The sequence below is a fragment of the Dongia sp. agr-C8 genome, from assembly GCF_054658695.1.
This window is the reverse complement of the sequence record NZ_BAAGHZ010000004.1, coordinates 786,894-812,393: the sequence shown is the minus strand read 5'-3', so window position 1 is coordinate 812,393 and position 25,500 is coordinate 786,894. Positions and strand designations below refer to the sequence as shown.

Genomic DNA, 25,500 nt, shown 5'->3' with positions numbered 1-25,500 from the left:
TCTCGGGCGCATAATGCCGAGGGCGGTCCGGAGCGGCAATCCGCTCTTGACTCTCGCGCCTCCCGACAAGATCATTTGTACACAAACAATCTCATTTTTGCGAGGGCCTGCCTCCTGTTCGCGCAACCGACCCGGCTCGACGAAGCTCTGGACCTGGCGGCCCGCAGCCGGCCGCTGGTGCTGGCCGGCGGCACCGACCTGATGGTCGGCGCTTCCGCCGACCTCGGGTCCGGTCCGATCCTGGACATTTCCCGCGTCGCTGAGCTGAAGGGCATCGCGATCACCGAGGATTCCGTCGTGATCGGCGGCGGCACGACCTGGTCGGAGCTGGTAGCGGCGGACCTGCCCCATGGTTTCGACGGGCTGAAGGCGGCGGCGCTCGAAGTCGGTTCGATCCAGATTCAGAACCGCGGCACCATCGCCGGCAATCTCTGCAATGCTTCGCCGGCCGCGGATGGCGTGCCGCCGTTGCTGACCCTGGATGCCGTGCTGGAAATCCAGGCCAGCGGAACGCGCCGCAGCCTGCCGGTCGGGGATTTCATCATAGGCAACCGCAAGACCCTGCTGCAGCCGGGCGAGCTGGTCACCGCGATCCGCATCCCGCGTCCGCTGGCGGAGGGGCGCTCGGCCTTCCTGAAGCTCGGCAGCCGGCGCTTCCTAGTGATCTCGATCGTTTCCGCCGCGGTGCTGCTGGTCGTCGAAGGCAATCGCCTCACGGCGGCGCGGGTCGCGGTGGGCGCATGCTCCGCCGTGGCGCAACGCTTGCCTTTACTGGAAGCAGCGTTGGTCGGACAGGCGTGTGATGCATCCTTGCGCAATGCTGTAAGGCCGGCACATGTGGCCGGCTTGACGCCGATCGACGACGTGCGGGGCACCGAAGGCTATCGCAAGGACGCGGCCTTGCAATTGGTCCGCGAGGCCTTGCTGGCCGCGGTCGAGGGCCGTGCCGGAGGCATGGCATGAAGCCGGAACCGGCGCCGATCCGCTTCAAGCTCAACGGCCAGCCGATCAGCCTCGACGCGCCGGCCAACCGGCGGCTCTCCCATGCCTTGCGCGAGAATCTCGGGGCGCGCGGCGTGAAGGTCGGCTGCGACGCCGGAGATTGCGGTGCCTGCACCGTGCTCCTGGACGGCGCGCCGGTCTGCGCCTGCCTGACCGCGCTCGGCCAGGTGAACGGCGCGGCGGTCGAAACCGTGGAAGGCCTGGGCGACGCCCTGGCCGAGAAGCTGAAACAATCCTTCCATCGCCATGGCGCCGCGCAATGCGGGATCTGCACGCCGGGTATGCTGGTGAGTGCCACCGCGCTGCTGCGTAAGAACGCAAATCCCAGCGAGGCCGAGGTCGAGCAGGCCCTGGGTGGCGTGCTCTGCCGCTGCACCGGCTATCGCAAGATCATCGACGCCGTTTGCGACGCGAACCGCGTGGAGACGCCGGAGATGTCCGCGGCGGCGGGGCAGGCGGTCGGCGCGCGGCTGGCCCGGCTCGACGGCCAGCGCAAGCTCGACGGCAGCGAGATCTTCGGCGCCGACGACTGGCCGGAAGATGCGCTGGTGCTGCGCGCCATTCGTTCGCCCCATGCCCATGCGCGTTTCAAGCTCGGCGACGTCGCGGGCTGGGCCGCGCGCCATGCCGGCGTGGTGCGGGTGGTGACGGCAGACGACGTGCCGGGGCGCAACCTGTTCGGCACGATCGGCCCGTTCGTCGACCAGCCGGTCTTTGCCCGCGACATCGTCCGCTTCAAAGGCGAGGCGGTTGCCGCGGTGGTCCTCGAACCGGACGTCGCCTGGCAGTGCGATCTCAAGGGTTTCCCGGTCGAGTGGGAGCCGCTGGCGGCGCTGACCAGGATGGCGGAAGCGACCGATCCGAAGGCGGTGCAGCTGCATGCGAGCCGTGGCGGCAATATCCTGACCAGCGGCATCGTGCAACGCGGCGACGCCAAAGCGGCAATGGTGGATGCCGATGTGACCGCCGAAGGCGAGTTCGAGACCGGTTTCGTCGAGCATGGCTATATCGAGCCCGAGGCTGGCTTCGCGCGCCGGGTCGGCGACCGGATCGAGATCCAGGCCTGCACCCAGTCGCCTTATCTCGACCGCGACGAGATGGCGGCCATTCTCGGCATCGCGCCGGAAGACGTGCGGATCATCCCGACCGCGGTCGGCGGCGGCTTCGGCTCCAAGCTCGATCTCTCGGTGCAGCCCTTCATCGGCGTCGCCGCCTGGGTGCTCAATCGGCCGGTGCGCATGGTCTTTTCGCGGCCCGAAACCATGATGTCGACCACCAAGCGGCATCCCTCGCAGATCCGCATGAAGGTCGGCGCCTCGAAGGACGGCAAGCTGCGGGCGATCGAGTTCCACGGCGACTTCAACACCGGCGCCTATGCCTCCTGGGGTCCGACGGTCGCGAACCGCGTGCCGGTGCATGCCTCCGGCCCCTATTTCGTGCCGCACTACCGCGCGACCACGCGTGCGATCCACACCCATCTGGTGCCGGCCGGCGCCTTCCGCGGCTTCGGTGTGCCGCAGGCCGGTGTCGCGCAGGAGCAGCTCTATGACGAGCTCGCCCAGAAGCTCGGCCTCGATCCGCTGGAGTTTCGCGTGCGCAACGCGTTGACCGCGGACCAGCCCACGGTCTGCGGGCAGGTGCTGGGTGCGGGCTTCGGCTACAAGGCCTGTCTCGAAGCCTTGGCGCCGCACTGGAAACGCGCGCGGGCCGAGGCGGAAGCGTTCAATGCTGCGTCGACCCGCTATCGCCGCGGCGTCGGTATTGCCGGCATGTGGTATGGCTGCGGAAATACTTCGCTGCCGAACCCTTCCACCATTCGCATCGGGTTGAAGCCCGATGGCCGCATCGCGCTCTACCAGGGCGCGGTCGATATCGGCCAGGGCTCCAACACCGTCGTCACGCAGATCAGCGCCGATGCGCTGGGCGCGCCGATCGATCGCTTCGATCTACTCGGCGCCGATACCGACCTGACGCCCGATGCCGGCAAGACTTCGGCTTCGCGGCAGACCTTCGTCACCGGAAAGGCGGCGTTCCTGGCCGGGCACAAGCTGCGCCAGGAGATCCTGCGCCTCGCCAATGCCGGTGAGGACGCGCGACTGGTCTTCGGTGACGGTATCATCACCGTGGAGGAGCAGGGGCAGAGCCGGGCGCTCGATTTGAAGCGCCTGCCGCGCGATGATCGAGGCTATGTGCTCCTTGCGGAGGGCAGTTTCGACCCGCCGACTTCGCCGCTGGATGCGAACGGGCAGGGCTCGCCCTATGCGGTCTACGGCTCCGGCGCGCATATCGCCGAGATCGAGGTCGATACCGATCTCGGCATCGTGCGGGTCTTGAAAATGACCTGCGCCCATGACGTCGGCCGCGCCGTCAACCCGACCCTGATCGAAGGCCAGATCGAAGGTGGCGTCGCGCAAGGCCTCGGCATGGCGCTGATGGAGGAGTTCTTCCCGGGCAAGGGCGAGAACCTGCACGACTACCTGATCCCGACCATCGGCGACATGCCACCGGTCGAATCCATCCTGATCGAGGATCAGTCGCCGGTCGGTCCCTTCGGCGCCAAGGGTATCGGCGAGCAGGCCTTGATCCCGACCGCACCCGCGATCCTGAACGGCATCCATCATGCGACCGGAATCCGCCTCAAGCGGATCCCGGCGATCCCTGACCGCGTACGGGCCGCGCTGCTGGCGCGCAAGGAGGGCAAGCATGGCTGATCCAGATCTGGTGCGCTGCGACGCCTGTCCCGTCACCTGCTACATCAAGCCGGGCAAGGCCGGTGCCTGCGACCGCTACGCCAACGAGGACGGCAAGCTGGTGCGGGTCGATCCGCTGGTGGTGCTGGAACACACGATCGAGGCGGGCGAGAAGGTGGTGCCCTTCCTCGGCGGCGGCGGCCGAGAATGGGACGGCGAGATCGTCAAGTCGCCGAGCACCTTCATCACCGCGATCGGCGCGGGGACGACCTATCCCGACTACAAGCCGGCGCCCTTCATCGTCTCTTCCAAGGTCGACGGCGTCGACACCGTCACCGTGGTGACCGAGGGCATCTTCAGCTATTGCGGCGTCAAGGTGAAGATCGATACCGACCGCCATCTCGGGCCGGAGCGGAACCTGGTCCGCGTCGATGGCGAGCCGGTCGGCCATGTGACCACCGGCGAATACGGCTCGCAGATGCTGTCCCTGGGCGGGGTCAATCACCTGACCCATGGCGGCAAGAAGGAAGGCCGCGTCACCTGCGACGCGCTTTTGCGCCTCTGCAACGGCGAGGCGGTGGAGATGACCGTCGATGCCGGCGCCACCGCGATCGTCCAGGCGGGCAAGCCGCCGATGATCAACGGCAAGATCGAGGAGCGGATGCGGGTCGGCTGCGGCTCGGCCACCATCGGCATGTTCGCCAAGCAATGGTATGGCAAGGTCGACGAGGTCGTCGTCGTGGACGACCACATCACCGGTGTCTTGTCGGAGCATCAGGCCGGCAAGGTGCTGGGCGCCCAGGACACCGGGATCAAGATCCGTGGCCGGAAGTCGACTCCCGGCCGCTACTTCCATGTCGCCGAGCCAGGCTCCGGCTGGGGCGGCACCAATGTCATGGATCCGCTGGAGATCGTCACGGGCTTCGACCCGAAACATGCCAAGCCGGGGCTTCGGATGCTGATGGTCAGCACCACCGGCGAGCAGCATGCCTATTACGAGCTCGATGAGAACCTGAAACCGATCGAGAAGGAGCTGCCGGCGAACCTGCAGGAATCGGTCGATCGCATCGCTGAGAATTGCGAGCCGGCGCTGAGCACCGTGCTGTTCATGGCGGGAGCAGGCGGCTCCTTGCGCGCGGGCGTCACCGAGAATCCGGTGCGGCTCACGCGCTCGGTGCGGCAGGCGATCACGCGGGTCACCGCGGGCGGCGCGCCGGTCTATGTCTGGCCGGGCGGCGGGATCACCTACATGGTCGATGTGACCTTGCTGCCCGAGCGCGCCTTCGGCTATGTGCCGACGCCGGCTCTGGTCGCGCCGATCGAGTTCACCCTGAAGCTCGAGGATTACGCGGCGCTCGGCGGCCATGTCGATCACGTCAGGCCGGTCGAGGAAGTGCTGCAGGATTCCTCGCTGCGTCTTCGTTCCGCGAAGGGCGCCGCCTGATGCGCCGGACGCCGGTCATCCGCCGCTTCGGGCATAACCGGCTGCATCTGCAGGACGGGCCGATCGATCTCATCGTCGAGGCCTTCGGCGCGGGGGAGCAGACCGAGATCGCCTATTGCGCGGCGGCGGCGCGGTTCATCACTATCCTCGACGAGCTTTGCAGCGAGCTGCCGCTGCTGCGGGCGGCAGCGGCGCGGCGGCCGGCCGGCATCGTGGCGCAGCGGATGTGGCATGCCGTCGAGCCGTTCGCGCGCGCGCAGTTCATCACGCCGATGGCGGCGGTCGCCGGCGCCGTCGCTGAGGAGGTGCTTGGCGCGATGATCGGCGCCGCGAAGCTGAGCCGGGCCTATGTGAACAACGGCGGCGATATCGCGCTGGCCCTGGCGCCGGGCGAGACCCTGCGGATCGGCATGGTGGATCGGCCGGATCGGCCCAGCATGTTCGGCTCGCTGTTTCTCGCCTCCGATCAGCCGGTGCGCGGCATCGCCACCAGCGGCTGGCGCGGGCGCAGCTTCTCGCTGGGGATCGCCGATGCGGTGACGGTGCTGGCGGATACGGCGGCGATGGCCGATGCAGCGGCGACCATCATCGCCAACGCGGTCGACCTGCCCGGCCACACCGCGATCGAGCGCCGCCCGGCATGCGACCTGGCGCCGGACAACGACCTCGGCGAGCGTCGGGTGACGGTCGCGGTGGGTGCGCTCAGCGAGGCGGAGAAAGCGCAGGCGCTGGAACGGGGTTGCCGCATGGCGGAGACCTGCCTGGAGCGGCACCTGATCCGGGCGGTAGCCTTGCATCTCGGCGGACAAACGCGGCAGGTCGAAGGCGCGCTGCAGATCGCGGCGGCATAAGGGGAGAAACATGAAAGCCAGGATCCGCAAGATCGTGACCGTGGTCGAAGAGACGTTGAGCGAGGCGGGGCGCGACGTCAGCCCGCCGACCCGCCGCGCCGCGGCGATCGCCGTCATCACCAATCCCTTCGCCGGCCGCTACCAGGAGGACCTCACCGACCTCATCGATGTCGGCGAGGAGCTGGGCGGGTTGCTGGCCGAGCGGGCGGTGAAGGCGCTCGGCATCGAGGGCGCGAAGATCGAGAGCTATGGCAAGGCGGCGGCGGTCGGGGCCAACGGCGAATTGGAGCATGCGGCGGCGATCCTGCACCCGAAGCTCGGCGCGCCCTTCCGCAAGGTGCTCGGTAAGGGCGCCGCGCTGATCCCGTCCTCGAAGAAGCGCGGCGGACCGGGCGTGGCGCTCGACATTCCGCTCGGCCACAAGGACGCCGCTTTCGTGCGCAGCCATTTCGACGGGATGGAAGTGCGCGTCGTCGATGCGCCGGCGGCCGACGAGATCGTCGTCGCCGTCGCGGTCACGGATTCCGGGCGACCGCTACCTCGGGTCGGCGGGTTGAAGGTCTCCGAGATCAAGGGCGAGGACGGCCTCCGGTGAAGCCCAGCGCCGCCAAGCCGGTCGCACGCGTGACGCCGGAAGAGGGGTACCGGCTGGAGAAGCAGGTCGGCTATATCCTGCGCCAGGCCTCGCAGCGCCATGCGGCCATCTTCGCCGCGCGGATCCCGGAGCAGCTGACCACGACCCAGTTCGCGACCCTGGTGCGCTTGCAGGAGGTGGGGCCTTGCTCGCAGAACAATCTCGGGCGGCAGACGGCGATGGATGCTGCGACCATCAAGGGCGTCACCGACCGGCTGATCCAGCGCGGCTTCGTCGAGGCCAAGGTCGATCCCGAGGACGGGCGCCGGCGCATGCTGGCGCTGACACCGCTGGGCCTGGACCTGGTCGCGCGCGCGATTCCGGTCGGGCTCGAGATCAGTGCCGAGACCTTGGAGCCATTGAACCCCGATGAGCGCGACCAGTTCCTGAAACTGCTGATGAAATTGCGCTAGGCCTGAGCGCGGCTATTGCACCAGCGATCCCAGCCGCTGCTCGGCCAGCGGCCTGAACGCGCCGTCGGGAAACTTCCGCAGATAGGCGAAGAAGTCGTCGGGGTTCTTGCTGTCCCAGATCGTGTCGAAGAAGCTGGAATCCAGCTCCTTGTAGGTCTTCGCGTCCACGGCCGCTCTCGACAGCGGGGCAATCTGGCCAAGCAGCACCGGTGCTGCCTCGGGCTGCAACGCCACCAGCCGGTGGGCCGCCAGCTCGACGAAGACGCCGGAGGGGAATTTCGCGAGATAGGCCTCGAACACCGCCGGGTCCCGGCTGTCGCGGATGGCCAGCCATTCGGCCTCTTCGGTCTTGAGGCTGTCCACAGCGGGATCCGCCGCGGCGATGGCGTTCCAGGCCAGCGCGCAGGCGAGGGCGACCGAGGCGAAGGATACCCTGCGCATGTCGCGTGTCAGGTCTTCGCGATCGTCGGCACCTTGCTCGCCGGCGGCGTGTTGCGGCTGCGCTGAGTGCGGATGATGCCGTCGATGATGGTCATGCCGACGCCCGGCAGGTCGCCCAGGCGGATGCTCTCGAGCAGGTCCTTGCCGGCGGAATGCTGCGCCTTGTCGAGGAACACGAAGTCGGCGGACCAGCCTTTTTCGATCAGGCCGACGTCGAGCCTGCGCATGCGCGCGGTGTTGCCGGTGGCAAAGCAGAGCGCGATCTCCGCCGGCACTTCGCCGATCGACGAGAGCATCGAGACCAAGCGCAGAATCCCCAGCGGCTGGACGCCGGAGCCGGCCGGCGCGTCGGTGCCGAGGATGACGCGGTGGAGGTCGCCGATCTCGCGCGCCGTGCGCAGCGTGTAGAGCGCGGCGCGTTCATTGCCGTTGTGGACGATCTCGAGCCCGCGTTTGCAGCCTTCGCAGAGGCAGCGGATCTGGGAGTCGGGGAGGGCGGTGTGGCCGCCGTTGATATGGCCGATCACGTCGGGATCGGCTTCCAGGATCACGTCCTTGTCGATCAGGCCCGAGCCCGGGATCGAGGGGCCGCCGGTGTGGATGGTGCTCTGGATCCCGTACTTGCGGGCCCAGGCGACCATCTTCTTCGCCTCATCGCCGGTCTTGACGCCGCCCAGACCGACTTCCCCGAGCAAGGTCACGCCGGCCGCGGCCATCTCCTTGAAGTCGTCCTCGACCATGCCTTGCTCGATGACCGGCGCGCCGCCATGCACCTTCACGCCGGCGGGGCGGGCGTTGGCGAAAATGCGCTGGCTGGAGATTGCAAAGGCCTTGAGGCCGGCGATGTCCTTCGGCCGGCCGGGCATGTGGACCTCGCCCGCCGAGATCATGGTGGTGACGCCGCCATGCAGGCAGCTCTCGATCCAGCCCAATTGGTTCTGGCGCGGCGTCCACTCGCCGGCGACCGGGTGCACATGGGAGTCGATGAGGCCGGGGGCCAGCGCCGTGCCGTTGGCATCGACCACGACCTTGGCGTCGGCGGTGTCGAGGTCCTTTTCGCGGCCGAAGGCGACGATCCGACCGTCGACGGCGACCAGGGTGTCGCAGCCCTCGGCGATCGGCTTTTCGATGTCACCGGTCAGGAGCAGGCCGATATTGCGGATGACAAGCTTGCCGGCGGGGGCGCCGGAAGTGGGTTCGACGGCCATGGGAGAGCCTCCTGGAGTCGTGATGTTTTGTGCATTGTTGCATGCGCAGCGCTGCATCTTCCAGCGCGCGAATACTGGAGGCGTCAGCCCCCTCCCTGGCCCTCCCCCATCTCCACCTGGGCCAATGCTTCGGTGGACAAGTCGGGGGAGGGGGATTCTTGTGAATCTTTTGTGAGTGACGCCGAGGCTAGGCGATCCGCCGCGGCGTTTCCATGTGCGCCATGTTGCCGGCGCGGGGGCCGACCGGCTCGCTGGCGGGGCGGATGGCGAGGGCGGCGCGGATGTCCGGCTCGTCCATCTGCTCCGGATTGAGGAAGCGGTAGGAGTAGTCCATCCAGACATTGGATTCGAGGAAGAGATCCAGGAGATCAGGATCCAGATGCCCGTTGCGCTTGAAGGCGCCCATGATCTTGATCGCCTCGCTCAGCGGCTTCGCCTTCTTGTACGGGCGATCGCCCGCGGTCAGGGCCTCGAACACGTCGGCGATCGCCATGATGCGGGCCAAGACCGACATGTCCTTGCCCATCAGGCGGCGCGGATAGCCGTTGCCGTCCATGCGCTCGTGATGGCCGCCGGCAATCTCCGGCACGTTCCGGAGGTGCCGCGGGAAGGGCAGACTCTCCAGCATGATGATGGTCTGCACGATATGGTCGTTGATGATGTAGCGCTCTTCGTCGGTCAGGGTGCCGCGCTGGATGCCGAGGTTGTGCAGTTCGCCGAGGTTGAACTTGTGGGCCGGCACCCGGAGCTTGAAGCCCCAGGCGTTGTCCTCCGGCATCTGGTCGCGCTCCTCGCGGACCACGATATGCTCCGGCTTGTCGGCGAGCACGGATTCGACCACCGGCAAGGTCTGCGGCGGCGCGGCCTTGAGGCGGGTCATCTCCTCGTGGGAGATGCCGATGCGATCGTCCAGCGTCCGGGTCCAGGTACGGCTGGCGGCGATGGCCTTGATCTTCTCGATCACGTCCGGCGCCATGCCTTCGCCGCCGATATTCGCCTCGGCGACCAGCGCGTATTCCTGGTCGATCTCGGCGTTGAACTCGACGATGCGGCGCTCGATGTCGCGCAGGCTGGCGCCACCCTTCAGGAATTCGCGCAGCAGCTTCACCTCGTTCTCGCGCTTCACCACCTCGAAGCGGGTGCGAATCTCATGGATGCGGTTGTAGAGCGTCTCGAGCTTGGTCGCCTTGTCGACCACGTATTCCGGGGTCGTCACCTTGCCGCAATCGTGCAGCCAGGAAGCCAGCTCCAGCGCTTCCCATTCCTGGTCGGTCAGGCGGAAGTTGGCGAAGGGACCGTAGTTCTGCTTCACCGCCGCCTCGGCCAGCATCTTGGCCAGCGCCGGCACGCGGGTGCAGTGGCCGCCGGTATGGGGAGACTTGCGGTCGATCGCGCTCGCCACCAGCTTGATCAGGGAGTCCATCAGGTTTTTCTGCGCCATCATCAGCTGCTGGTTCTCCAGCGCGATGGCGGCGCTGCCGGCGATCGCCTTCAGCAGGGAGAGCAGGTGGCCGGAAACGTTCTCGGTGTCCGTCTTGGCGGTCGCCGCCTCCGATACCAGCATGACGATGCCGAGCGCTTCGCCGCGCGGGCTCAGGAGCGGGACCGCGATCAAATCGACGTATTCCGACTTGACGCCCAGCTTGTAGGCGACCGCGCGATCGACCGACTTGATCTCATCGAGCCGGACCTGCCGGGTTTCCATTTTGCGGCGCAGAGCGGCATCCGAGATGATGCTGTTGCGGATCTCGAGCGGCACGCGCATGGCGTATTCCTCGTCGAGAGCCTCGAAAGTCTGGTCGCCGGAATGGCGACCGATCTCGAAGCGAAGCGCCCTGCCGTCCTCCTCCAGCAGGTAGATCACGCCGCCGATGGTGCGGCTGACATCGACCATCTCGCGCAGGATGCGGTTCAGCAGCGAATGCAGGTCGCGCTCGGCGGTCAGGCTGCTGCCGATTTCCAGGAAGCGGCGGATCGTGGTCTTCATCTCGTTCATGATGATCGAGAGTTCGTCCACCTCCTCGATGCCGGTATGCACGGCGGCGGCGTTCGAGAAGTCGAAATCGCGGATCGATCCGGCTTCGTCCGCAAGCGAGCGCAACGGCTTCGACAGGCGGCGCGCCAGTTCCCAGACCGCGAAGATCGACATCAGCAGGAGAAGGCAGGATACGATCACCAGCATCCAGACGATGCGCTTGCGGCCGGCCTCCATCAGGCCCTGCGGCAGCGACATCAACTCGCTGATCTGCCACCCGCCGATGCCGATCAGCGCCAGGAACGCGATGACCAGCAGCGCCGCGAAGAAGGCCGTGATGTGACGGCGCAGCGGATATCGGTTCGCAACCTTGCGCAATGCGAAGTCGTTGCGAAGAACGGTCGTCTCCATAGAACTTGGTCCTCACCGCGCCCCACACGAAGATGTGGGATCTCCCCAGAATTCAAAGTCTGCTACCCATTGTAGTATTGGGCAAGATCCTTCTCAGATGGTTAATCCGCGACCGCTTTTGTTCCATGGGGTGACCGGCGTCACCAGACCGGGGTGTGCGTCGCCATCCCGCGGCCAAGGGCAGCGCGGAAGACCCGATTCCTGAGGAAAAGAGCGGGTTAGACGCCGGAGAAGCCGAGCTGGCGAGAGACCGCTCGGGCGCTGTGCCGGACCCGGGCGCCGAACTCGGGCAGCCGGAGACCCCAGTCGCGGGACTTCAATCCGGTGACGCTGATGGCGCCGGCCACCCCGCCGCCCCGATCGAAGACGCAGGAGCCGATGCAGGTCACGCCGTCATTGTCCTCCTCGTCATCGACGGCAAATCCCCGCGCATGGCTCAGCGCCAGCTCCTCCATCAGCAACGGCACGGCGGTGATGGTGCGCGCGGTGCGCTTGGGGAGGGAGCCGCGCTCGAGGATTTGCTGCGCCGCCTCGCGCGGCATGGCCGAAAGCATGGCCTTGCCGACGGCGGAGCAGTGCGGCAGCTCGCGACGCCCAAGCGCGGCTTCGAAGCGCACCGTGCCCGGGGCATCCACCCGGCCGACCACCACAGCGCAATCATCCTCGAAGACCGCGAGCCGGGAGGTCATGCCGAGGTCGGCGGTGAGTTGACGCAGCTCCGGCATTGCCACGTCGGTGAGGCCGATCTGCGCGACCGCCAGATCGCCGAGCCGGGCCAGAGAGAGACCGAGACGATAGCGCCGGCTGGCGCCTTCACCCATGTCGGAAAGAAAGCCACGGGCAAGCAGGGTCTGCAGCAGCGCATAGACCGCGGCCTTCGACATGTCGAGCGAACGGGCGAGATCGGTGAGGCGGGCGCCATCCTTGCCGCGGGCGGCGATCAGTTCCATGAGATCGAGGGCGCGCCCCAGACTCTGCACGCGATAACGCTCGCCCGCGGGCTTCGCGGGTGGCTCGGTCGATTCAGTCATCATTCGTCCCCCATGGCGCCGAAATCTGCGCGGCTTTAGTCTAGCGATACCAAATGCGATTTGGCTACGACGAACCATTCGAGGCAGAACGCCTGCTGGGGACTGAAGCTTGACGACGTTCGAACCCGCTCTGATCGAGAAATTGCGGCATGCATCGCGGGTCGTGTTCTTCACCGGCGCCGGCGTCTCGGCGGAATCCGGCTTGCCCACGTTTCGCGATGCGCAGACCGGCTTATGGGCCAGCTACAAGCCGCAGGATCTGGCGACGCCGGAAGCCTTCGCCCGAGACCCGGAAACGGTGTGGCGCTGGTATCAGTGGCGGCGGCGTGTCCATGCCGACGTGGCGCCGAACCCGGCGCATCACGCCATCGCGGCCTTCGAGGCACGGCTGCCCGGGGCAGTGCTGGTAACCCAGAATGTCGATCGACTGCATGAACTCGGGGGCAGTCCCGCGCCGATCCATCTCCATGGCAGCGTGTTCCGCAACAAATGCGCAAGCTGCGGCATCGCGATGCCGGAGGTCCCGCATGATCTCGAGACGCCGCCGCGCTGTGCGGAATGCGGCGGATTGTGCCGGCCGGATATCGTCTGGTTCGGAGAGGGCCTGCCGGAGGCGCAATGGAAGGCTTCGGTGGAAGCGGCGGTTGCGGCGGAGATCGTGATCTCCGTCGGCACCTCGGCGACCGTCCACCCCGCCGCGCGGATTCCCTCGGTCGCGCGCGAGGCGGGCGCCTTGGTGGTGCAGGTCAACCCGGAGCCGACGCCGCTGGACCGGATCTCAATGAACCTGCGCGGCAAGGCGGGCGTGGTGCTGCCGGCGTTGCTGGCGGCCGTGTGGCCATCCTAGGTGCCGATGTCGCATCAAACTCGTTCGTCATGCCCGGGCTTGGCCCGGGCACCCCTGAGTCATGTCGCGAAGGAACTCAGGGGTCCCCGGGCCAAGCCCGGGGATGACGAATAGAGAGAACGATCGTCAGTCGGCGCGAACGCTCATCCCGAAGTCTTCGGCGATCAGGCCGATCCAGCGCCAGAGATAGTCGGCGAAGCTCTTCAGCACGTAGATCTCATAAGCCGGCGTGTTGTCGGTCTGGTGCAGCAGGACATTGGCGCGGCTGAGGCTGGTCTGGAGGCACTGGCCGGGACCGAAGGCGCGGGGATGGAGATCGTTGCTGATGCCCCGGGCCAGCACGTCGCGCGCGGCCGGGCCGCCGAGGGTGATGACGGTGCGGCTCTCCGAGACGTCGGTCACGTTGGTATGCTGGCCGGCGAAGGCCTGGCGCAGCCCGTCGATCAGGCCCTGGCGCCGGGCATCGGCGCCGACCACCCACCATTCGTCGGGGCCGAGCCAGAGGATGCGCACATCGCCCGCCTGCGCGACCGTGTTGGCGACGAGCGGAAGCTCGCAGCCCGTGGCGTGCTTGACCGCCGCGCTGAAGGCGCCGTCGTTCGCATCGCCGCGGATGTTGATGATGGCGCGGTGCGCGCTCTCGCCCAGGGTGATTCCAGGGGGGGTGATGCCGGCGCCGTCGCTCTTCCGGCTGGCGAGGGCGGCGAGGCCGAAATGGGCGAGGGCGCTGCGGCGCTGATAGGCTTCAACCATTGACGCGCGCTCCTTCGGGGTCGAAGAACTTCGGCTCTGTCACCTTCATCTTCACCCGGTTGTTCTCCCAGCAGGCATAGAGCGTCTGCCCCATGCGGTTGCGGCCGTTCTTCACCAGGCCCATGGCGATCGAGCGGTCCATGTTCGGGCTCCAATAGCTGGAGGTGACATGGCCGAGCATGGTCATCGGCGGCTTGTCCTTGAGATGCTCTACGATCTGCGCGCCGTCCGGCACCACGACCTTCGGATCCTCGGTCAGGAGGCCGACCAGGTGCTTGCGGTCCGGGCGCGCGGTGTCGGAGCGGAGCATCGAGCGGCGGCCGATGAAATCCGGCTTGGCCTTGGAAATGATCCAGTCCATGCCGAGATCCTGCGGCGTCACGGTGCCGTCGGTGTCCTGGCCGACGATCACGAAGCCCTTCTCGGCGCGGAGCACGTGCAGGCCTTCGGTGCCGTAGGGCGTGATGCCGTATTTCTCGCCCGCCTGCATGAAGGCGCGCCAGACATGCAGGCCATAGGACGGTGGCACGTTGATCTCGTAAGAAAGATCGCCGGTGAAGGTGATGCGGAAGACCCGCGCCGGCACGCCGGCGACCGTGCCTTCCTTGAAGGAGAGATGCGGGAAGGAGGCGTCATCCAGCGGGATGTCGCTGCAGACCTCGGCGAGCAGCTTGCGCGCTATCGGGCCGACAATCGCCATGACCGCCCATTGCTCGGTCACGGAGGTGAAGTAGACCTTCTTCTCCGGCCATTCGCATTGATGCCATTCTTCCAGCCAGGCCATGACGCGCGGCGCGCCGCCGGTGGTGGTGGTCATGTGGAAGTGGTTCTCGCCGAGACGGCTGGTGACGCCGTCGTCGAACACCATGCCGTCCTCGCCGCACATCAATCCGTAGCGGCACTTGCCGATGCCGAGCTTCGACCAGGCATTGGTGTAGACCATGTCCAGGAACCAGGCGGCATCCGGACCTTGCACGTCGATCTTGCCGAGGGTCGAGGCATCGACGATGCCGACGGAAGTACGCGCCGCCTTGACCTCGCGGTTGACCGCGTCATGCATACTCTCGCCGGGCTTCGGGTAGTACCAGGCGCGGTGCCATTGGCCGACCGGCTCGAACTTGGCGCCGTGGTCGACATGCCACTGGTGCATCGGGGTCTTGCGCACCGGTTCGAGGAACTCCTCCTTGTCGCGGCCCGAGAACACGCCGAAGGTCACCGGCGTGTAGGGCGGGCGATAGGTGGTGATGCCGACCGCAGGGATGTCGACATTGCGCAGGCCCGCCATGATCGCCAGCGCGTTGACGTTGCTGGTCTTGCCCTGGTCGGTCGCCATGCCCATGGTGGTGTAGCGCTTCAGGTGCTCGACCGAGCGATAACCCTCACGATGTGCCAGCATCACGTCGGCGGCGGTGACGTCGTTCTGGTAGTCGATGAAATGCTTGCCGCCCTGGCCGACCGGCTTCTCGGAGGGGACGATCCAGAGCGGTCGCTGCGGCTGCTCTTCAGCGCCGGCCTCGGCCGAGGGCGCGGCGCCGGCGTTGCCGCCATTGCCGGCTTCGAGCGCGGCACTGGTGCCGGCGACATGGCCTTCGGTCAGGCAGGAAGCGAGATCGAAGACGCCGTGGGCGCCGCCGATGGAGACGAAGTTCTGGCCGGGGATGATGTCGCCCGGGACGAAGGCATTGATCGCATCGTCCCACTTCACCTTGGAGCGGGTTTGGGAGTGGAGATGCACCGTCGGCTGCCAGCCGCCGGAGGAAGCAACGCAGTCACAGGAGATGCGGCGGGTGGAACCGGTGACGGTCTTGCCGTCGTCGGCGAGGCGCGCAACCTCGACCTCCTTCACGCCCTGATCGCCATAGACTTTGATGATCGCATGGCCGGCCAGGATCTCGATGCCCTTCTCGCGGACGGCCGAGGCCAGCGGGCCGGTCGCTTCGGCGCGGAGATCGACGATTGCCGGGACCGTGACGCCGGCATTGGCGAGATCGAGGGCCGCGCGATAGGCGCTGTCGTTATTGGTCATCAGCACCACGCGGCGGCCCGGCATGACGCCGTAGCGGTTCACGTAAGTGCGCACCGCCGAGGCCAGCATGCAGCCGGGGCGATCGTTGTCGAGATAGACCAGGGGCCGCTCGATCGCGCCGGTGGCGAGAATGATCTTCTTGGCCCGGATGCGCCACAGCCGTTGTCTTGGCTTGTCAGGTGTCGGGCCGAGGTGGTCGGTCAGCCGCTCGACCAGGCTCATGGCATTGTGGTCGTAATAGGCGAAAGCGGTAGTGCGCGGCAGCAGCTTCACTTCGGGCAGTGCACCGAGCTCGCGCAGAGCCTCGGCGAGGAAGGCAGAGGCGGGCTGGCCGTTCACCGTGGCGATGCTCTCGCTCAGCAGCGATCCGCCCAACTCCGACTGCTCGTCGGCGAGCACGACGCGGGCACCGGTGCGCCCCGCGGCGAGCGCCGCGGCGAGGCCCGCCGGGCCGGCGCCGATCACCAGCACGTCGCAGGTCGCGTAGAGCTTGTCGTAGCGGTCGGGATCGGCCTCGGTCGGGCCCTTACCCAGGCCCGCGGCGTTGCGGATGAACTTCTCGTAGAACAGCCAGGCCTTGGCCGGCCACATGAAGGTCTTGTAATAGAAGCCGGCCGGGATGAAGCGGTGGATCAGGCTGTTGACCGCGCCGATGTCGAAGCCGAGCGAGGGCCAGCGGTTCTGGCTCTCGGAGACGAGACCGTCATAGAGCTCGATCTGGGTGGCGCGGGTGTTGGGCTCGGTGCGGGCGCCGGTGCCGAGCTGGATCAGCGCGTTCGGCTCCTCGGCACCGGCGGTGACGATGCCGCGCGGGCGGTGATACTTGAACGAACGCCCGACCAGGCGCACACCATTGGCGAGCAAAGCCGAGGCGAGCGTGTCGCCGGCAAAGCCGCTGTAGCTCTTGCCGTCGAAGCTGAAGGTGACCGGGCGGCTGCGGTCGATGCGGCCGCCGGCGTTCAGGCGATTGGTCTGGCTCATCGCGGCTTCATCTCCATCGCGATGTCCGGTTTGGGTTCGCCCATCTTGTAGACCTTCAGGATTTCATGGGTGACGGTGTGGCGCGCGACGTTGAACCAGCGGCGGCAGCCCTTGGTGTGGACCCAGCGCTCGAAATGCACGCCCTTGGGGTTGGTGCGCAGGAACAGATAATCGGCCCATTCGGCGTCCGACATCGTCTTCTGCTGCTCGAGCGTCGGGCGGGCGATATGCGCCTCGTGGCCGTAGCCGAACTCGTGCTCGTCGCGGGGGCCGCAATAGGGGCAGTGGATCACGAACATTGGGTGCGACCTTTCAATGCGCGACGCCGGCGGCGCCGTGCTCGTCGATCAGATAGCCGGTGGTGAAGCGCTCCAACGCGAAGGGCACCGCCAGGGGGTGCGGCTCGCCGCGCGCGATGGTATGGGCGAAGACATTGCCGGAGCCCGGCGTCGCCTTGAAGCCGCCGGTGCCCCAGCCGCAGTTGATGAACAGGTTCTCGACCGGTGTCTTGCCGATGATCGGGCTGGCATCCGGGCAGGTATCGACGATGCCGCCCCATTGCCGCAGCATCCGCAGCCGGCTGAAGCAGGGATAGAGATCGGTAAGCGCGTTGAGCTGGTTCTCGATGATCGGCGGCGAGCCGGCCTGGGCATAGGAGTTGAAGGAGTCGATGCCGGCGCCGAGCACCAACTCGCCCTTGTCGGACTGCGAGACGTAGACGTGGACTTGCGGCGACATGACGACGGTGTTGAGAATCGGCTTGATCGGCTCGGAGACCAAAGCCTGCAAGGGATGGCTCTCGACCGGCAGGCGGAAGCCGGCGAGGCCCGCCATCACGCCGGAATGCCCGGCGGTGACGATGCCGATCTTCTTGGCGCCGATCGGGCCCTTGTTGGTCTGGACGCCTTTGACGACGCCGTTGACGATGTCGAAGCCGGTGACCTCGCAGTTCTGGATGATATCGACGCCGCGCTCGTCGGCCTTGCGGGCAAGGCCCCAGGCCACTGCGTCATGCCGGGCGACGCCGCCGCGGCGCTGCAGGCTGGCGCCCAGCACCGGGTAGCGCGCCTTGGGCGAACAGTCGAGGATCGGCACCATCTCCTGGACCTGTTCGCGGGTTAGCATCTCGGAATCGATGCCGTTCATCTGGATGGCGTAGACTCGGCGCCGCGTCGCCTGCATGTCATGCTCGGTGTGGCAGAGGTTGAGCAAGCCGCGCTGCGAGAACATGACGTTGTAGTTCAGGTCCTGGGAGAGACCTTCGAACAGCTTCAACGAATGCTCATAGAGATGCGCCGATTCATCCCAGAGATAGTTGGAGCGGACGATGGTGGTGTTGCGGCCGGTATTGCCGCCGCCGAGCCAGCCCTTCTCCAGCACCGCCACGTTGGTGATGCCGTGCTCCTTGGCGAGGTAGTAGGCGGTGGCGAGGCCGTGCCCGCCGCCGCCGATGACGAGGACGTCGTATTCGCGCTTGGGCTCGGGGCTGCGCCAGGCTTCCTGCCAGTCCTGGTGATAATTGAGCGCGTTCCGCACCAGGGTGAAGATCGAATAGGCCTGTTTCATGCTTGTCCCCGGGGGAGCGCCATTGGATTCGGCGCGGATACTGCCAAGGTGGTGGCTGTCGTTCAAATGACCGCGCGGCATCTAATGTCGCGAACCCGCCGCAGCGTCAATCCGCTTCACCGGTCCAAGTGGTTGAAAGGACGCGGATCAGGCCCCGAATGCAGGCCGGGAGCGGGCTGCTGCCGATTTTGCCTGAGAGCGTCGCTTTGGCCGGCGAAACCCGCGTGCATCCACCAAAACCGCAGTTTTGCTATGGCTTTTTCTCATTCGAGCCGCGCGAGAGGCCCCTCCGCTGCTGAGAACGGCTATAGTTAATTGATTGATATTAATCATGATTGCAGAAAATATCCCCAGCCGGTGCTGGCTCTTGCGATTTGCTTCAGCTGCGGGCCGATTGTCCTTGGCGAGGGGATTTGAGGGGTCTATAAGCGTCGCGCTTTATCCTTTTGGCGTCGTTTCCGGTCATGTGCTCGACGGGCGATATGACGCAAATGGGCTAGTCGCTTCAAAAGCCATCAGAAGGCGGTGTCGTTTCATGTTCGGGGACCTTCCGGCCAAGCTGCCGCAGCAGATCGCGTTCTTGCTGGTGCCCAACTTTTCCATGATCGCCTTCACCTCGGCGGTGGAGCCGTTGCGGCTCGCCAACCGCGCCAGCGGCAAGGAGCTCTATCGCTGGCACCTCTTCACGCCCGATGGAAAACCGGTCGCCGCCAGCAACGGCATCCCGCTGACGCCGGAAGGCGCGGTCGACCAGGTGCTGAACTACCACACGGTGATCCTCTGCAGCGGCATCGACGGGCATCTTTACGAGGACCGCAACGTCTTCGCGGTGCTGCGCCGCGCGGAGCGGCAGGGTGCGGATATCGGCGCGCTCTGCACCGGCAGCCATATCCTGGCCAAGGCCAACATGCTGAACGGCTATCGCTGCACCATCCACTGGGAGAATCTGGCGAGCTTCACCGAGAATTTCCCGGAAGTGGAGGCGACCGCCGAGCTGTTCGAGATCGACCGCAACCGCTTCACCTGCTCCGGCGGCACCGCGGCGCTCGACATGATGCTGAACATGATCGGCCAGCAGCACGGCCATGAGCTGGCCGCCGCCGTCTCCGAGCAGTTCATCCACGAGCGGATCCGCGACCGCCACGACCACCAGCGCATGGCGCTGACCGCGCGGCTTGGCGTGCGGCACCCGAAGCTGATCCAGGTGATCCAGCAGATGGAGGCCAATCTCGAGGAGCCGCTGTCGCGCGGCGATCTCGCCGATGCGGCCGGACTCTCCAGCCGGCAGATGGAGCGGCTGTTCGCCAAGTATCTCAAGAAGTCACCGGCGCGCTATTACGTCGAGCTCCGGCTCAACCGCGCGCGGCTGCTGCTGCTGCAGACCAACATGTCGGTGATCGATATTGCGCTGGCCTGCGGCTTCGTCTCGGCCTCGCACTTCTCCAAGTGCTATCGCGATTTCTTCGGCAAGACGCCGCGCCGCGAGCGCGCCGGCCCGGTGCAGCGCAGCGCCGTCGAGCCACCGGTGCTGGCTGGGGTGGAGTAGAGCTCAGGCGCCGTCCAGCACCGCCCGGATTTTCGCCGCCAGTTCATCATAGGCGAAGGGTTTGCTGATCATCTGGATGCCGACGTCGAGCCGGCCGTGATGGACGATCGCGTTCCGTGAATACCCGGTGGTGAACAGCACCTTGAGGCCGGGCTGCCGCCGCGCGGCCTCGTCCGCGAGCTGGCGGCCGTTCATCCTGCCCGGCATCACCACGTCGGTGAACAGCAGATCGAAGGTGCCGCCCTCGATCGCCTTCAAGGCCTCTTCCGCGTTCGAAGCCTGGGTCACGTGATAGCCGAGTTCCTTGAGGATATCGGAGGAATAGTCGCGCAGCGCCGCGTCGTCCTCGACCACCAGAATTCTCTCGCGGCCGAGGGCTTGCGCAGCCGCTGCCGGCAATGATTCATTGGGCTGAGCTTCATCGCCGCGGCTGCGCCGCAGGTAGATCTTTACCGTCGTGCCCTGGCCGGGCTCGCTGCAAATCTTCACATGCCCCGCCGACTGGCGGACGAAGCCGTAGACCTGGCTCAAGCCGAGGCCGGTGCCCTTGCCGACCTCCTTGGTGGTGAAGAACGGGTCGAAGGCCCGTTCCAAGGTCTTGCGGTCCATGCCGGTGCCGGTGTCGGAGACGGCGATCATGACGTATTGGCCTTCGGTGACGGGGTCCGCAATGCTCGCGACATAAGCGGCGTCGAGCGAGGCGTTCGCGGTCTCGATGGTCATCTTGCCGCCTTGGGGCATCGCATCGCGCGCATTGACCGCCAGGTTGACCAATGCGCTCTCAAGCTGGTTGGCATCGGCCTCGGTGCGCCACAGCCCGCCGCCCAGCACCGTCTCCAGCTCCACGGTCTCGCCGAGCGTCCGGCGCAGCAGCTCGGCGATGCCGGCAACCAGCTTGTTCGGGTCGATGACCTCGGGGGAGAGAGGCTGCTGGCGCGAGAATGCCAGCAGCCGGCTGGTCAGCACGGTGGCGCGGCGCACGCCTTCGAGCGACATGTCGCGCGCCCGCTCGATCCGCGCCGTTGCATCTGAGGCCGGCAGCTTCGGCAGCTGCCGCCGAATCATGTCGAGCCCGCCGGTGACGATGGTGAGAAGGTTGTTGAAATCGTGGGCGACACCGCCGGTCAATTGGCCGATCGCCTCCATCTTTTGCGACTGGCGCAGCGCCTCTTCCGCCGCGCGCAGCGCCGCCGTTCGCTCCTCGACCCGCGCCTCCAAGGTCGCGTTCAGGGCCTGAAGCGCGGCTTCCGCTTCGCTCTTCTCGATCACCTGGCGCGTCCGCTCGGCGACCTCCTGCATGAAACCGATCTCTTCCGCGGTCCAGCGGCGGGGCGGGGTGCTGTTGAGGTAGACGATGGTGCGTAGCCGGCCACCGCGGACGAAGGGCACGACCAGGATCGCGCGGGTGTCCACCTTGGCGGCGGTTTCCCGGGTCCAGCTCTCGTCGCTCAGGGCGTCATGCAGCAGGTCCTCGACCACGACGGTTTCACCGGCCTGGAGCTTGGCGACGATCTTGGCGCCGAAAGCCTTGGCCGGAAATCGGCCCAGCAGCGGCACCGTCTTTCCGTCGGTCCAGCAGACCGTGTAGTCGAAAACATCCTCGTCGGGATCGAGATGGCCGTAGCCGACGCGATTGACGGCGAAATAGCGACCCATCAGACCGGAGACGGCGTCGAGCGCAGGGTCGGTTCCGCCGCCGCGCAAGGCATCGCTCAATTCCAGCATGAAGACGCGCTGCGCTTCGGCTTGCTTATGGGCCGTGATGTCGATCGCGGTTCCGATCACGCGCACGCAGGCGCCCTTCTCGTCGAAGATGCCGCGGCCCTTGGCCGCCACCCAGCGGATGACGCCATCCTCCTTGCCGATGGTCCGGTACTCGACATCGTAGAGCGCGCGGCGCGCCGGATCGCAGGCAGCGGCGAAGGCGGCTGCGGTGCGTTCCCGGTCGTCCGGATGCAGCCCGTCGTAGAAATCCGTCATCGAGACCGGAACATGCGGCGAAATGCCGAACATGGCCTTGACCCGGGGCGGCCAGAACAGCAGGCCGGCGACCACGTCCACGTCCCAGAGGCCGATCTCGGCGGCCTCGGTGGAGAGGCGCAGCTGCTCCTCGCTGTGCCGCAGTGCCTGGCCGACGGTGTACTGCTCGGTTGCGTCGAAGCCCTCGCAGAAGATGCCGGTGGTCTGGCCGTCATGGCCGATCAGCGGCGCATAGTTGAAGGTCAGGTAGCGGGTTTCCTCGGGGCTGTCGGGTGAGCGACGGTAGCGCACCTCCGCGCCGGTGGTTTCGTAGAGCTGGCCGGTGGCATAGACCTGGTCCAGCAACTCGTAGAAACCCTGACCGGCGATGCTGGGAAAGGCCTCCCGGATCGGTTTGCCGATCCAGTGCGCGCTGTTGAAGATCCGGTGGTGCGCGTCGTTGATGAATTCGACGATGTGATCGGGACCCTGCATGATGATGATGAAGCCCGGCGCCTGCTCGAACAGACGGCGCTGCCGTTCCATCTCCTGCGCCCGTTGGCGCTCCGCGAGCACCGTCTTCGTCGTTTCGGTGCAGACCACCAGCACGCCGCCGACCCCGGTCGGTGCATCGGGGTCGTCGATCGGGCCATAGCTATAGGTCCAGTAGACCTCCTCGCGTCGACCGTTCCGGGTGATCGGCACCAGCGCGTTCTCGTGCCAGGTGGCGCCGCCGCCGGACATGACCTGGTCGATCTGCGGGCCGATGATCTCCCAGATCTCGTCCCAGACCTCGCGGCCCGGCCGCCCCAGCGAGGCCGGATGGCGCTCGGCGCCGATCGATTGCCGGTAGGCGTCGTTGTAGAAGCAGAGGAGCTCGGTCCCCCACCAGATATACATGGGGTGGCCGGTATTCAGCAGCAGGCGCAGCGCGGTCTTGAGCGGCTGGGGCCAGGTCTCGGGCGGGCCGAGCGAGGATGCCGTCCAGTCATGGGCACGCATGCGCGCACCCATCTCGCCGCCGCCCTGCAGGAAGCGCGGCGCCGACGCTTCGGCATCGGCCGGCCTCAAGGAGGACTCCTCGCCGTCGACCATCACAGATCCGGTTCCCCCATGCGGCTTAGCTTAGCCCATTTGCCTTTGCGCGAGGATGCCGCGTGACGGTCACCGGCCGGGCCGCGGAATCCTAGACCGGCTCGCCGACGTGATCGCCGAACGGCTTTCTCGAGAAAACCCGGCGCAGCGCCGGCTCGAAAGCGGAGAGCGGCATCGTGTCGTAGTCCGGATCGAAGGAATTCTGGTCCCAGCGCTCGCAGAAATCGGCGCAGTCCTCGAACATCGGATGGCCGCGGAAGCGGTCGCGCGCGTTGCGGTCGCCCCCGAGGTGGTGGAAGTAGTAGTAACCCTGGAACAGGCCGTGATGCTTGATGATCCAGTGCGTCTTCGCGCTGACATAGGGCTGCAATACGCTGGCGCCGAGCTCCGAATGGTTCTCCGGCGAGATCGTGTCGCCGATGTCGTGCAACAGGGCAGCGATCACCATTTCTTCGGCCGCGCCGTCGCGCTGCGCGCGGGTCGCGGATTGCAGCGAGTGCTGGAATCGGTCGATCTTGTAGCCCATGAGGTCGCCGGAGAGCAGCGAAAGATGGGTCATCAGCCGATCGGGCAGTGCATCGGTGAACCGGCGATAATGACGCTCCAGCAGCTCGTATTCCGCGCGCGTGCCGTCGGCCATATTGATGAAATCGATGGTGCCGAATTCCGTCGCGCGGTCCATTGCGTCTCTCCGCTTGGTCATGTCGGGTGGGCAGCGTAGAGTCCCGGCCGATGAGCGACAAGGGCAATATGGCTGAACTGACTGCAGCGCTGCGGCCGCACGGCATGCTGATCCGCGGCGGCTTCGCGCTGACCGACGAAGACGAGCAAGGCCTCGCCGGCTTTCCCGATTTGGCATCTCCGAAGCGGAGCCGCTTCCTGCTTCTGATCGGCAATGGGGGGGCGGCGCTTTACGACGCCTTCTTTTCGGTGGGGGAAAGCGCTGGTGCTAATCCGCTGGACGACTGGACGCGGCGGATCGTGCTGCCGATCGCCGATCGTCTCGGCGCCCGCGCCGCCTTTCCCTCGGATGGACCGCCCTGGCTGCCGTTCCAGCGGTGGGCGATGCGGGCCGAAGGGGTGAAGCCGTCGCCGCTGGGTGTGCTGATCCATCCCGAGTTCGGTCTCTGGCATGCTTACCGCGCGGCACTTGTTTTCGATCAAGTCCTGGAATTGCCGGCCCCGCCGCGCGGCGCCCATCCCTGCGACAATTGCGCCGACAAGCCCTGCCTCACGGCCTGCCCGGTCGGGGCCGTGACAACGGCAGGCTATGCTGTGGATAACTGCGGCCAGCATGTGGCGAGCGCGGCAGGGAAGGCCTGCCGATCAAGCGGTTGTCTCGCCCGGCGGGCCTGTCCGGTGGGTGCGGGCTTCGTCTACCCGGATCGGGCGATGGCCTTCCATATGGCGGCCTTTCTGCGCGGGCGCGGGCTGCGGGTTTCACACCCGGCGGATTCGGAGAGTGTCTATTAACACGATGATTTGTTGAGCCGATTCCAGAATTTGCCTTGTCTTTGCCGGATTCATCGGGGTATCAATCGGCCAGTAATTCACCTCTCAGGGGAGTCCTTCGCGTGGGCATCCGATTTGGTCGGCTGGCGCTTGCGGCAGCCCTCGTCTTCGCGGCTTTGCCGGCATTTGCCAGCCCCGTTACGCTGAACGCCGTCGATCGACCGGGCGGCGCCGTTCTCAATGAACCCGTGCAATGGCGCGTGATGCGCCTCGACAACCAGGGCAAGGAAGTGCCGACGCCGGCGGCGGTCGGAAACGATCCGGTGCTCAAGGCCGAGCTCAGCCCCGGCCATTACATGATCCAGGCGATCCGCGGCACCATCAACATCAAGCAGGGCTTGGTGGTCGGTTCCGCCGCCGAGACCCGCAACATCGTCGTCAGCAATGCCAATGCGGCGGTGAAGGCGACCAACCTCGGCACCGCGGTTGCAACCGCGAGCTCGGGTGCGCCCGCCACCGCGGTTGTGCAGCCGCTGGTGCAGAAGGCGGCGGCGCCCGCCGCCAAGCCGGCGCAGGTGATCGTGAAGCCGAACACCAAGCTGACGATCGGCATGATTCCCAATTCCGGTCGCGGCGCGATCAGCGATCCGATCGCCTGGCAGGTCTTCACCTATTCGAAGGGCGTCACCGAGAACGGTCAGCTCGTTGCCGAGAAGACCGCGCCGTCAGCGACCTTCAACCTGCCGGCCGGGAGCTACGTGATCCGCGCCGCCTACAAGGGCACGCAGTCCGATCTGGTGATCCCGCTGGCGCCGAACCAGTCCTACACCTACACGATCAACCTTTACGCCGGTAACGCGAAGCTCAGCGCGGCCAACGTCGGCGGCACCACGATGAAGAAGGGTGTCTCCTGGCAGATCGTCCGCGCGAAGCCTGCCGCCGACGGCTCCTATCAGCTCGTCACCAGCAGCGCCGATGCCTCGCCGCAGCTCCTGATCCGCGAGGGCAACTATCTCGTGGTCGCGCGCCAGGGCGATCTCTGGGGCGTGGAAAAGCTGTCGATCAAGGCCGGCCGCACCACCACCGTGAAGGTGAAGCTGAAGAAGGCCGAGGGGGCGCCGACCGTCCTGGCCGACGCACAGTAATCCAGCCGCGACTTTCCATCCCATCCGGGT

At 66.6% G+C, this 25,500-nt stretch carries 20 protein-coding genes; 10 read left to right on the top strand and 10 right to left on the bottom strand.

The genetic code is table 11. The features are described 5' to 3' along the window. The first annotated feature begins 75 nt into the window (after positions 1-75). The 6 genes from ACYQ4T_RS24145 to ACYQ4T_RS24120 are packed head-to-tail and all read left to right on the top strand — an operon-like array spanning position 76 to position 7,034. A complete protein-coding gene (locus tag ACYQ4T_RS24145) occupies positions 76-963 on the top strand; it encodes an FAD binding domain-containing protein (protein WP_459859161.1) in 888 nt (295 codons plus the stop codon). Further along, entirely contained in the window at positions 960-3,713 is a 2,754-nt protein-coding gene (locus ACYQ4T_RS24140; RefSeq protein ID WP_459859160.1) for a molybdopterin-dependent oxidoreductase, read from the top strand. Before ACYQ4T_RS24145 ends, ACYQ4T_RS24140 begins: the two co-directional genes overlap by 4 nt. After that, positions 3,706-5,136, top strand: a complete 1,431-nt coding sequence (locus tag ACYQ4T_RS24135; RefSeq protein ID WP_459859159.1) for a 6-hydroxynicotinate reductase — start codon at positions 3,706-3,708, stop codon at positions 5,134-5,136. The genes ACYQ4T_RS24140 and ACYQ4T_RS24135 overlap by 8 nt, the downstream gene beginning before the upstream one ends. After that, positions 5,136-5,987 (top strand): UPF0280 family protein, encoded by an 852-nt coding sequence (locus tag ACYQ4T_RS24130; protein WP_459859158.1) that lies wholly within the window; start codon positions 5,136-5,138, stop codon positions 5,985-5,987. Before ACYQ4T_RS24135 ends, ACYQ4T_RS24130 begins: the two co-directional genes overlap by 1 nt. A 10-nt stretch (positions 5,988-5,997) precedes the next feature. After that, complete coding sequence (locus ACYQ4T_RS24125; RefSeq protein ID WP_459859157.1) at positions 5,998-6,582, top strand: amino acid synthesis family protein; 585 nt, start codon at positions 5,998-6,000, stop codon at positions 6,580-6,582. After that, positions 6,579-7,034 carry a MarR family winged helix-turn-helix transcriptional regulator gene (locus ACYQ4T_RS24120; protein ID WP_459859156.1) on the top strand — a complete coding sequence of 152 codons (456 nt, stop codon included), beginning with the start codon at positions 6,579-6,581 and terminating at the stop codon, positions 7,032-7,034. Before ACYQ4T_RS24125 ends, ACYQ4T_RS24120 begins: the two co-directional genes overlap by 4 nt. A gap of 12 nt (positions 7,035-7,046) precedes the next feature. On the opposite strand, the gene ACYQ4T_RS24115 is transcribed toward ACYQ4T_RS24120, so the two are convergent. The 4 genes from ACYQ4T_RS24115 to ACYQ4T_RS24100 form a co-directional block, all read right to left on the bottom strand. Then, entirely contained in the window at positions 7,047-7,475 is a 429-nt protein-coding gene (locus ACYQ4T_RS24115) for a hypothetical protein (RefSeq protein WP_459859155.1), read from the bottom strand. 8 nt (positions 7,476-7,483) lie between these two features. Continuing rightward, positions 7,484-8,683 carry an amidohydrolase family protein gene (locus tag ACYQ4T_RS24110; RefSeq protein WP_459859154.1) on the bottom strand — a complete coding sequence of 400 codons (1,200 nt, stop codon included), beginning with the start codon at positions 8,681-8,683 and terminating at the stop codon, positions 7,484-7,486. A gap of 187 nt (positions 8,684-8,870) precedes the next feature. Next, positions 8,871-11,069 (bottom strand): HD domain-containing phosphohydrolase, encoded by a 2,199-nt coding sequence (locus tag ACYQ4T_RS24105; RefSeq protein WP_459859153.1) that lies wholly within the window; start codon positions 11,067-11,069, stop codon positions 8,871-8,873. Between the two features lie 218 nt (positions 11,070-11,287). Continuing rightward, complete coding sequence (locus ACYQ4T_RS24100; protein ID WP_459859152.1) at positions 11,288-12,103, bottom strand: IclR family transcriptional regulator; 816 nt, start codon at positions 12,101-12,103, stop codon at positions 11,288-11,290. A 106-nt stretch (positions 12,104-12,209) separates the two neighbouring features. Here ACYQ4T_RS24100 and ACYQ4T_RS24095 point away from each other — a divergent pair, with 106 nt between their 5' ends. Continuing rightward, positions 12,210-12,947: an SIR2 family NAD-dependent protein deacylase gene (locus ACYQ4T_RS24095; RefSeq protein ID WP_459859151.1), complete on the top strand. Its 738-nt coding sequence runs from the start codon at positions 12,210-12,212 to the stop codon at positions 12,945-12,947. 126 nt (positions 12,948-13,073) lie between these two features. On the opposite strand, the gene ACYQ4T_RS24090 is transcribed toward ACYQ4T_RS24095, so the two are convergent. Genes ACYQ4T_RS24090 through ACYQ4T_RS24075 form a run of 4 tightly spaced genes read right to left on the bottom strand, consistent with a single transcriptional unit; the run spans position 13,074 to position 18,273 of the window. Beyond that, complete coding sequence (locus ACYQ4T_RS24090; protein ID WP_459859150.1) at positions 13,074-13,700, bottom strand: sarcosine oxidase subunit gamma; 627 nt, start codon at positions 13,698-13,700, stop codon at positions 13,074-13,076. Then, positions 13,693-16,707 (bottom strand): sarcosine oxidase subunit alpha, encoded by a 3,015-nt coding sequence (locus tag ACYQ4T_RS24085; protein ID WP_459859149.1) that lies wholly within the window; start codon positions 16,705-16,707, stop codon positions 13,693-13,695. The genes ACYQ4T_RS24090 and ACYQ4T_RS24085 overlap by 8 nt, the downstream gene beginning before the upstream one ends. Continuing rightward, on the bottom strand, positions 16,704-17,006 hold the full coding sequence (locus tag ACYQ4T_RS24080; RefSeq protein ID WP_459859148.1) for a sarcosine oxidase subunit delta: 303 nt from the start codon (positions 17,004-17,006) through the stop codon (positions 16,704-16,706). The genes ACYQ4T_RS24085 and ACYQ4T_RS24080 overlap by 4 nt, the downstream gene beginning before the upstream one ends. Before the next feature lie 13 nt (positions 17,007-17,019). After that, positions 17,020-18,273: a sarcosine oxidase subunit beta family protein gene (locus ACYQ4T_RS24075; protein ID WP_459859147.1), complete on the bottom strand. Its 1,254-nt coding sequence runs from the start codon at positions 18,271-18,273 to the stop codon at positions 17,020-17,022. A gap of 535 nt (positions 18,274-18,808) precedes the next feature. Between ACYQ4T_RS24075 and ACYQ4T_RS24070 the strand changes: the two genes are divergently transcribed. Then, positions 18,809-19,819, top strand: coding sequence for a GlxA family transcriptional regulator (locus ACYQ4T_RS24070; RefSeq protein ID WP_459859146.1), 1,011 nt, complete (start codon positions 18,809-18,811; stop codon positions 19,817-19,819). A 3-nt stretch (positions 19,820-19,822) separates the two neighbouring features. Here ACYQ4T_RS24070 and ACYQ4T_RS24065 read toward each other — a convergent pair whose 3' ends face one another. Beyond that, the gene (locus ACYQ4T_RS24065; RefSeq protein ID WP_459859145.1) at positions 19,823-22,849 is read right to left on the bottom strand and encodes a response regulator; all 3,027 of its coding nucleotides are present in this window, start codon (positions 22,847-22,849) and stop codon (positions 19,823-19,825) included. 115 nt (positions 22,850-22,964) lie between these two features. Continuing rightward, entirely contained in the window at positions 22,965-23,555 is a 591-nt protein-coding gene (locus ACYQ4T_RS24060) for an HD domain-containing protein (RefSeq protein WP_459859144.1), read from the bottom strand. A 50-nt stretch (positions 23,556-23,605) separates the two neighbouring features. Here ACYQ4T_RS24060 and ACYQ4T_RS24055 point away from each other — a divergent pair, with 50 nt between their 5' ends. Further along, complete coding sequence (locus tag ACYQ4T_RS24055) at positions 23,606-24,346, top strand: 4Fe-4S dicluster domain-containing protein (RefSeq protein ID WP_459859143.1); 741 nt, start codon at positions 23,606-23,608, stop codon at positions 24,344-24,346. A gap of 101 nt (positions 24,347-24,447) precedes the next feature. Then, positions 24,448-25,470, top strand: a complete 1,023-nt coding sequence (locus tag ACYQ4T_RS24050; RefSeq protein WP_459859142.1) for a hypothetical protein — start codon at positions 24,448-24,450, stop codon at positions 25,468-25,470. The last annotated feature ends 30 nt before the right edge of the window (positions 25,471-25,500 follow it).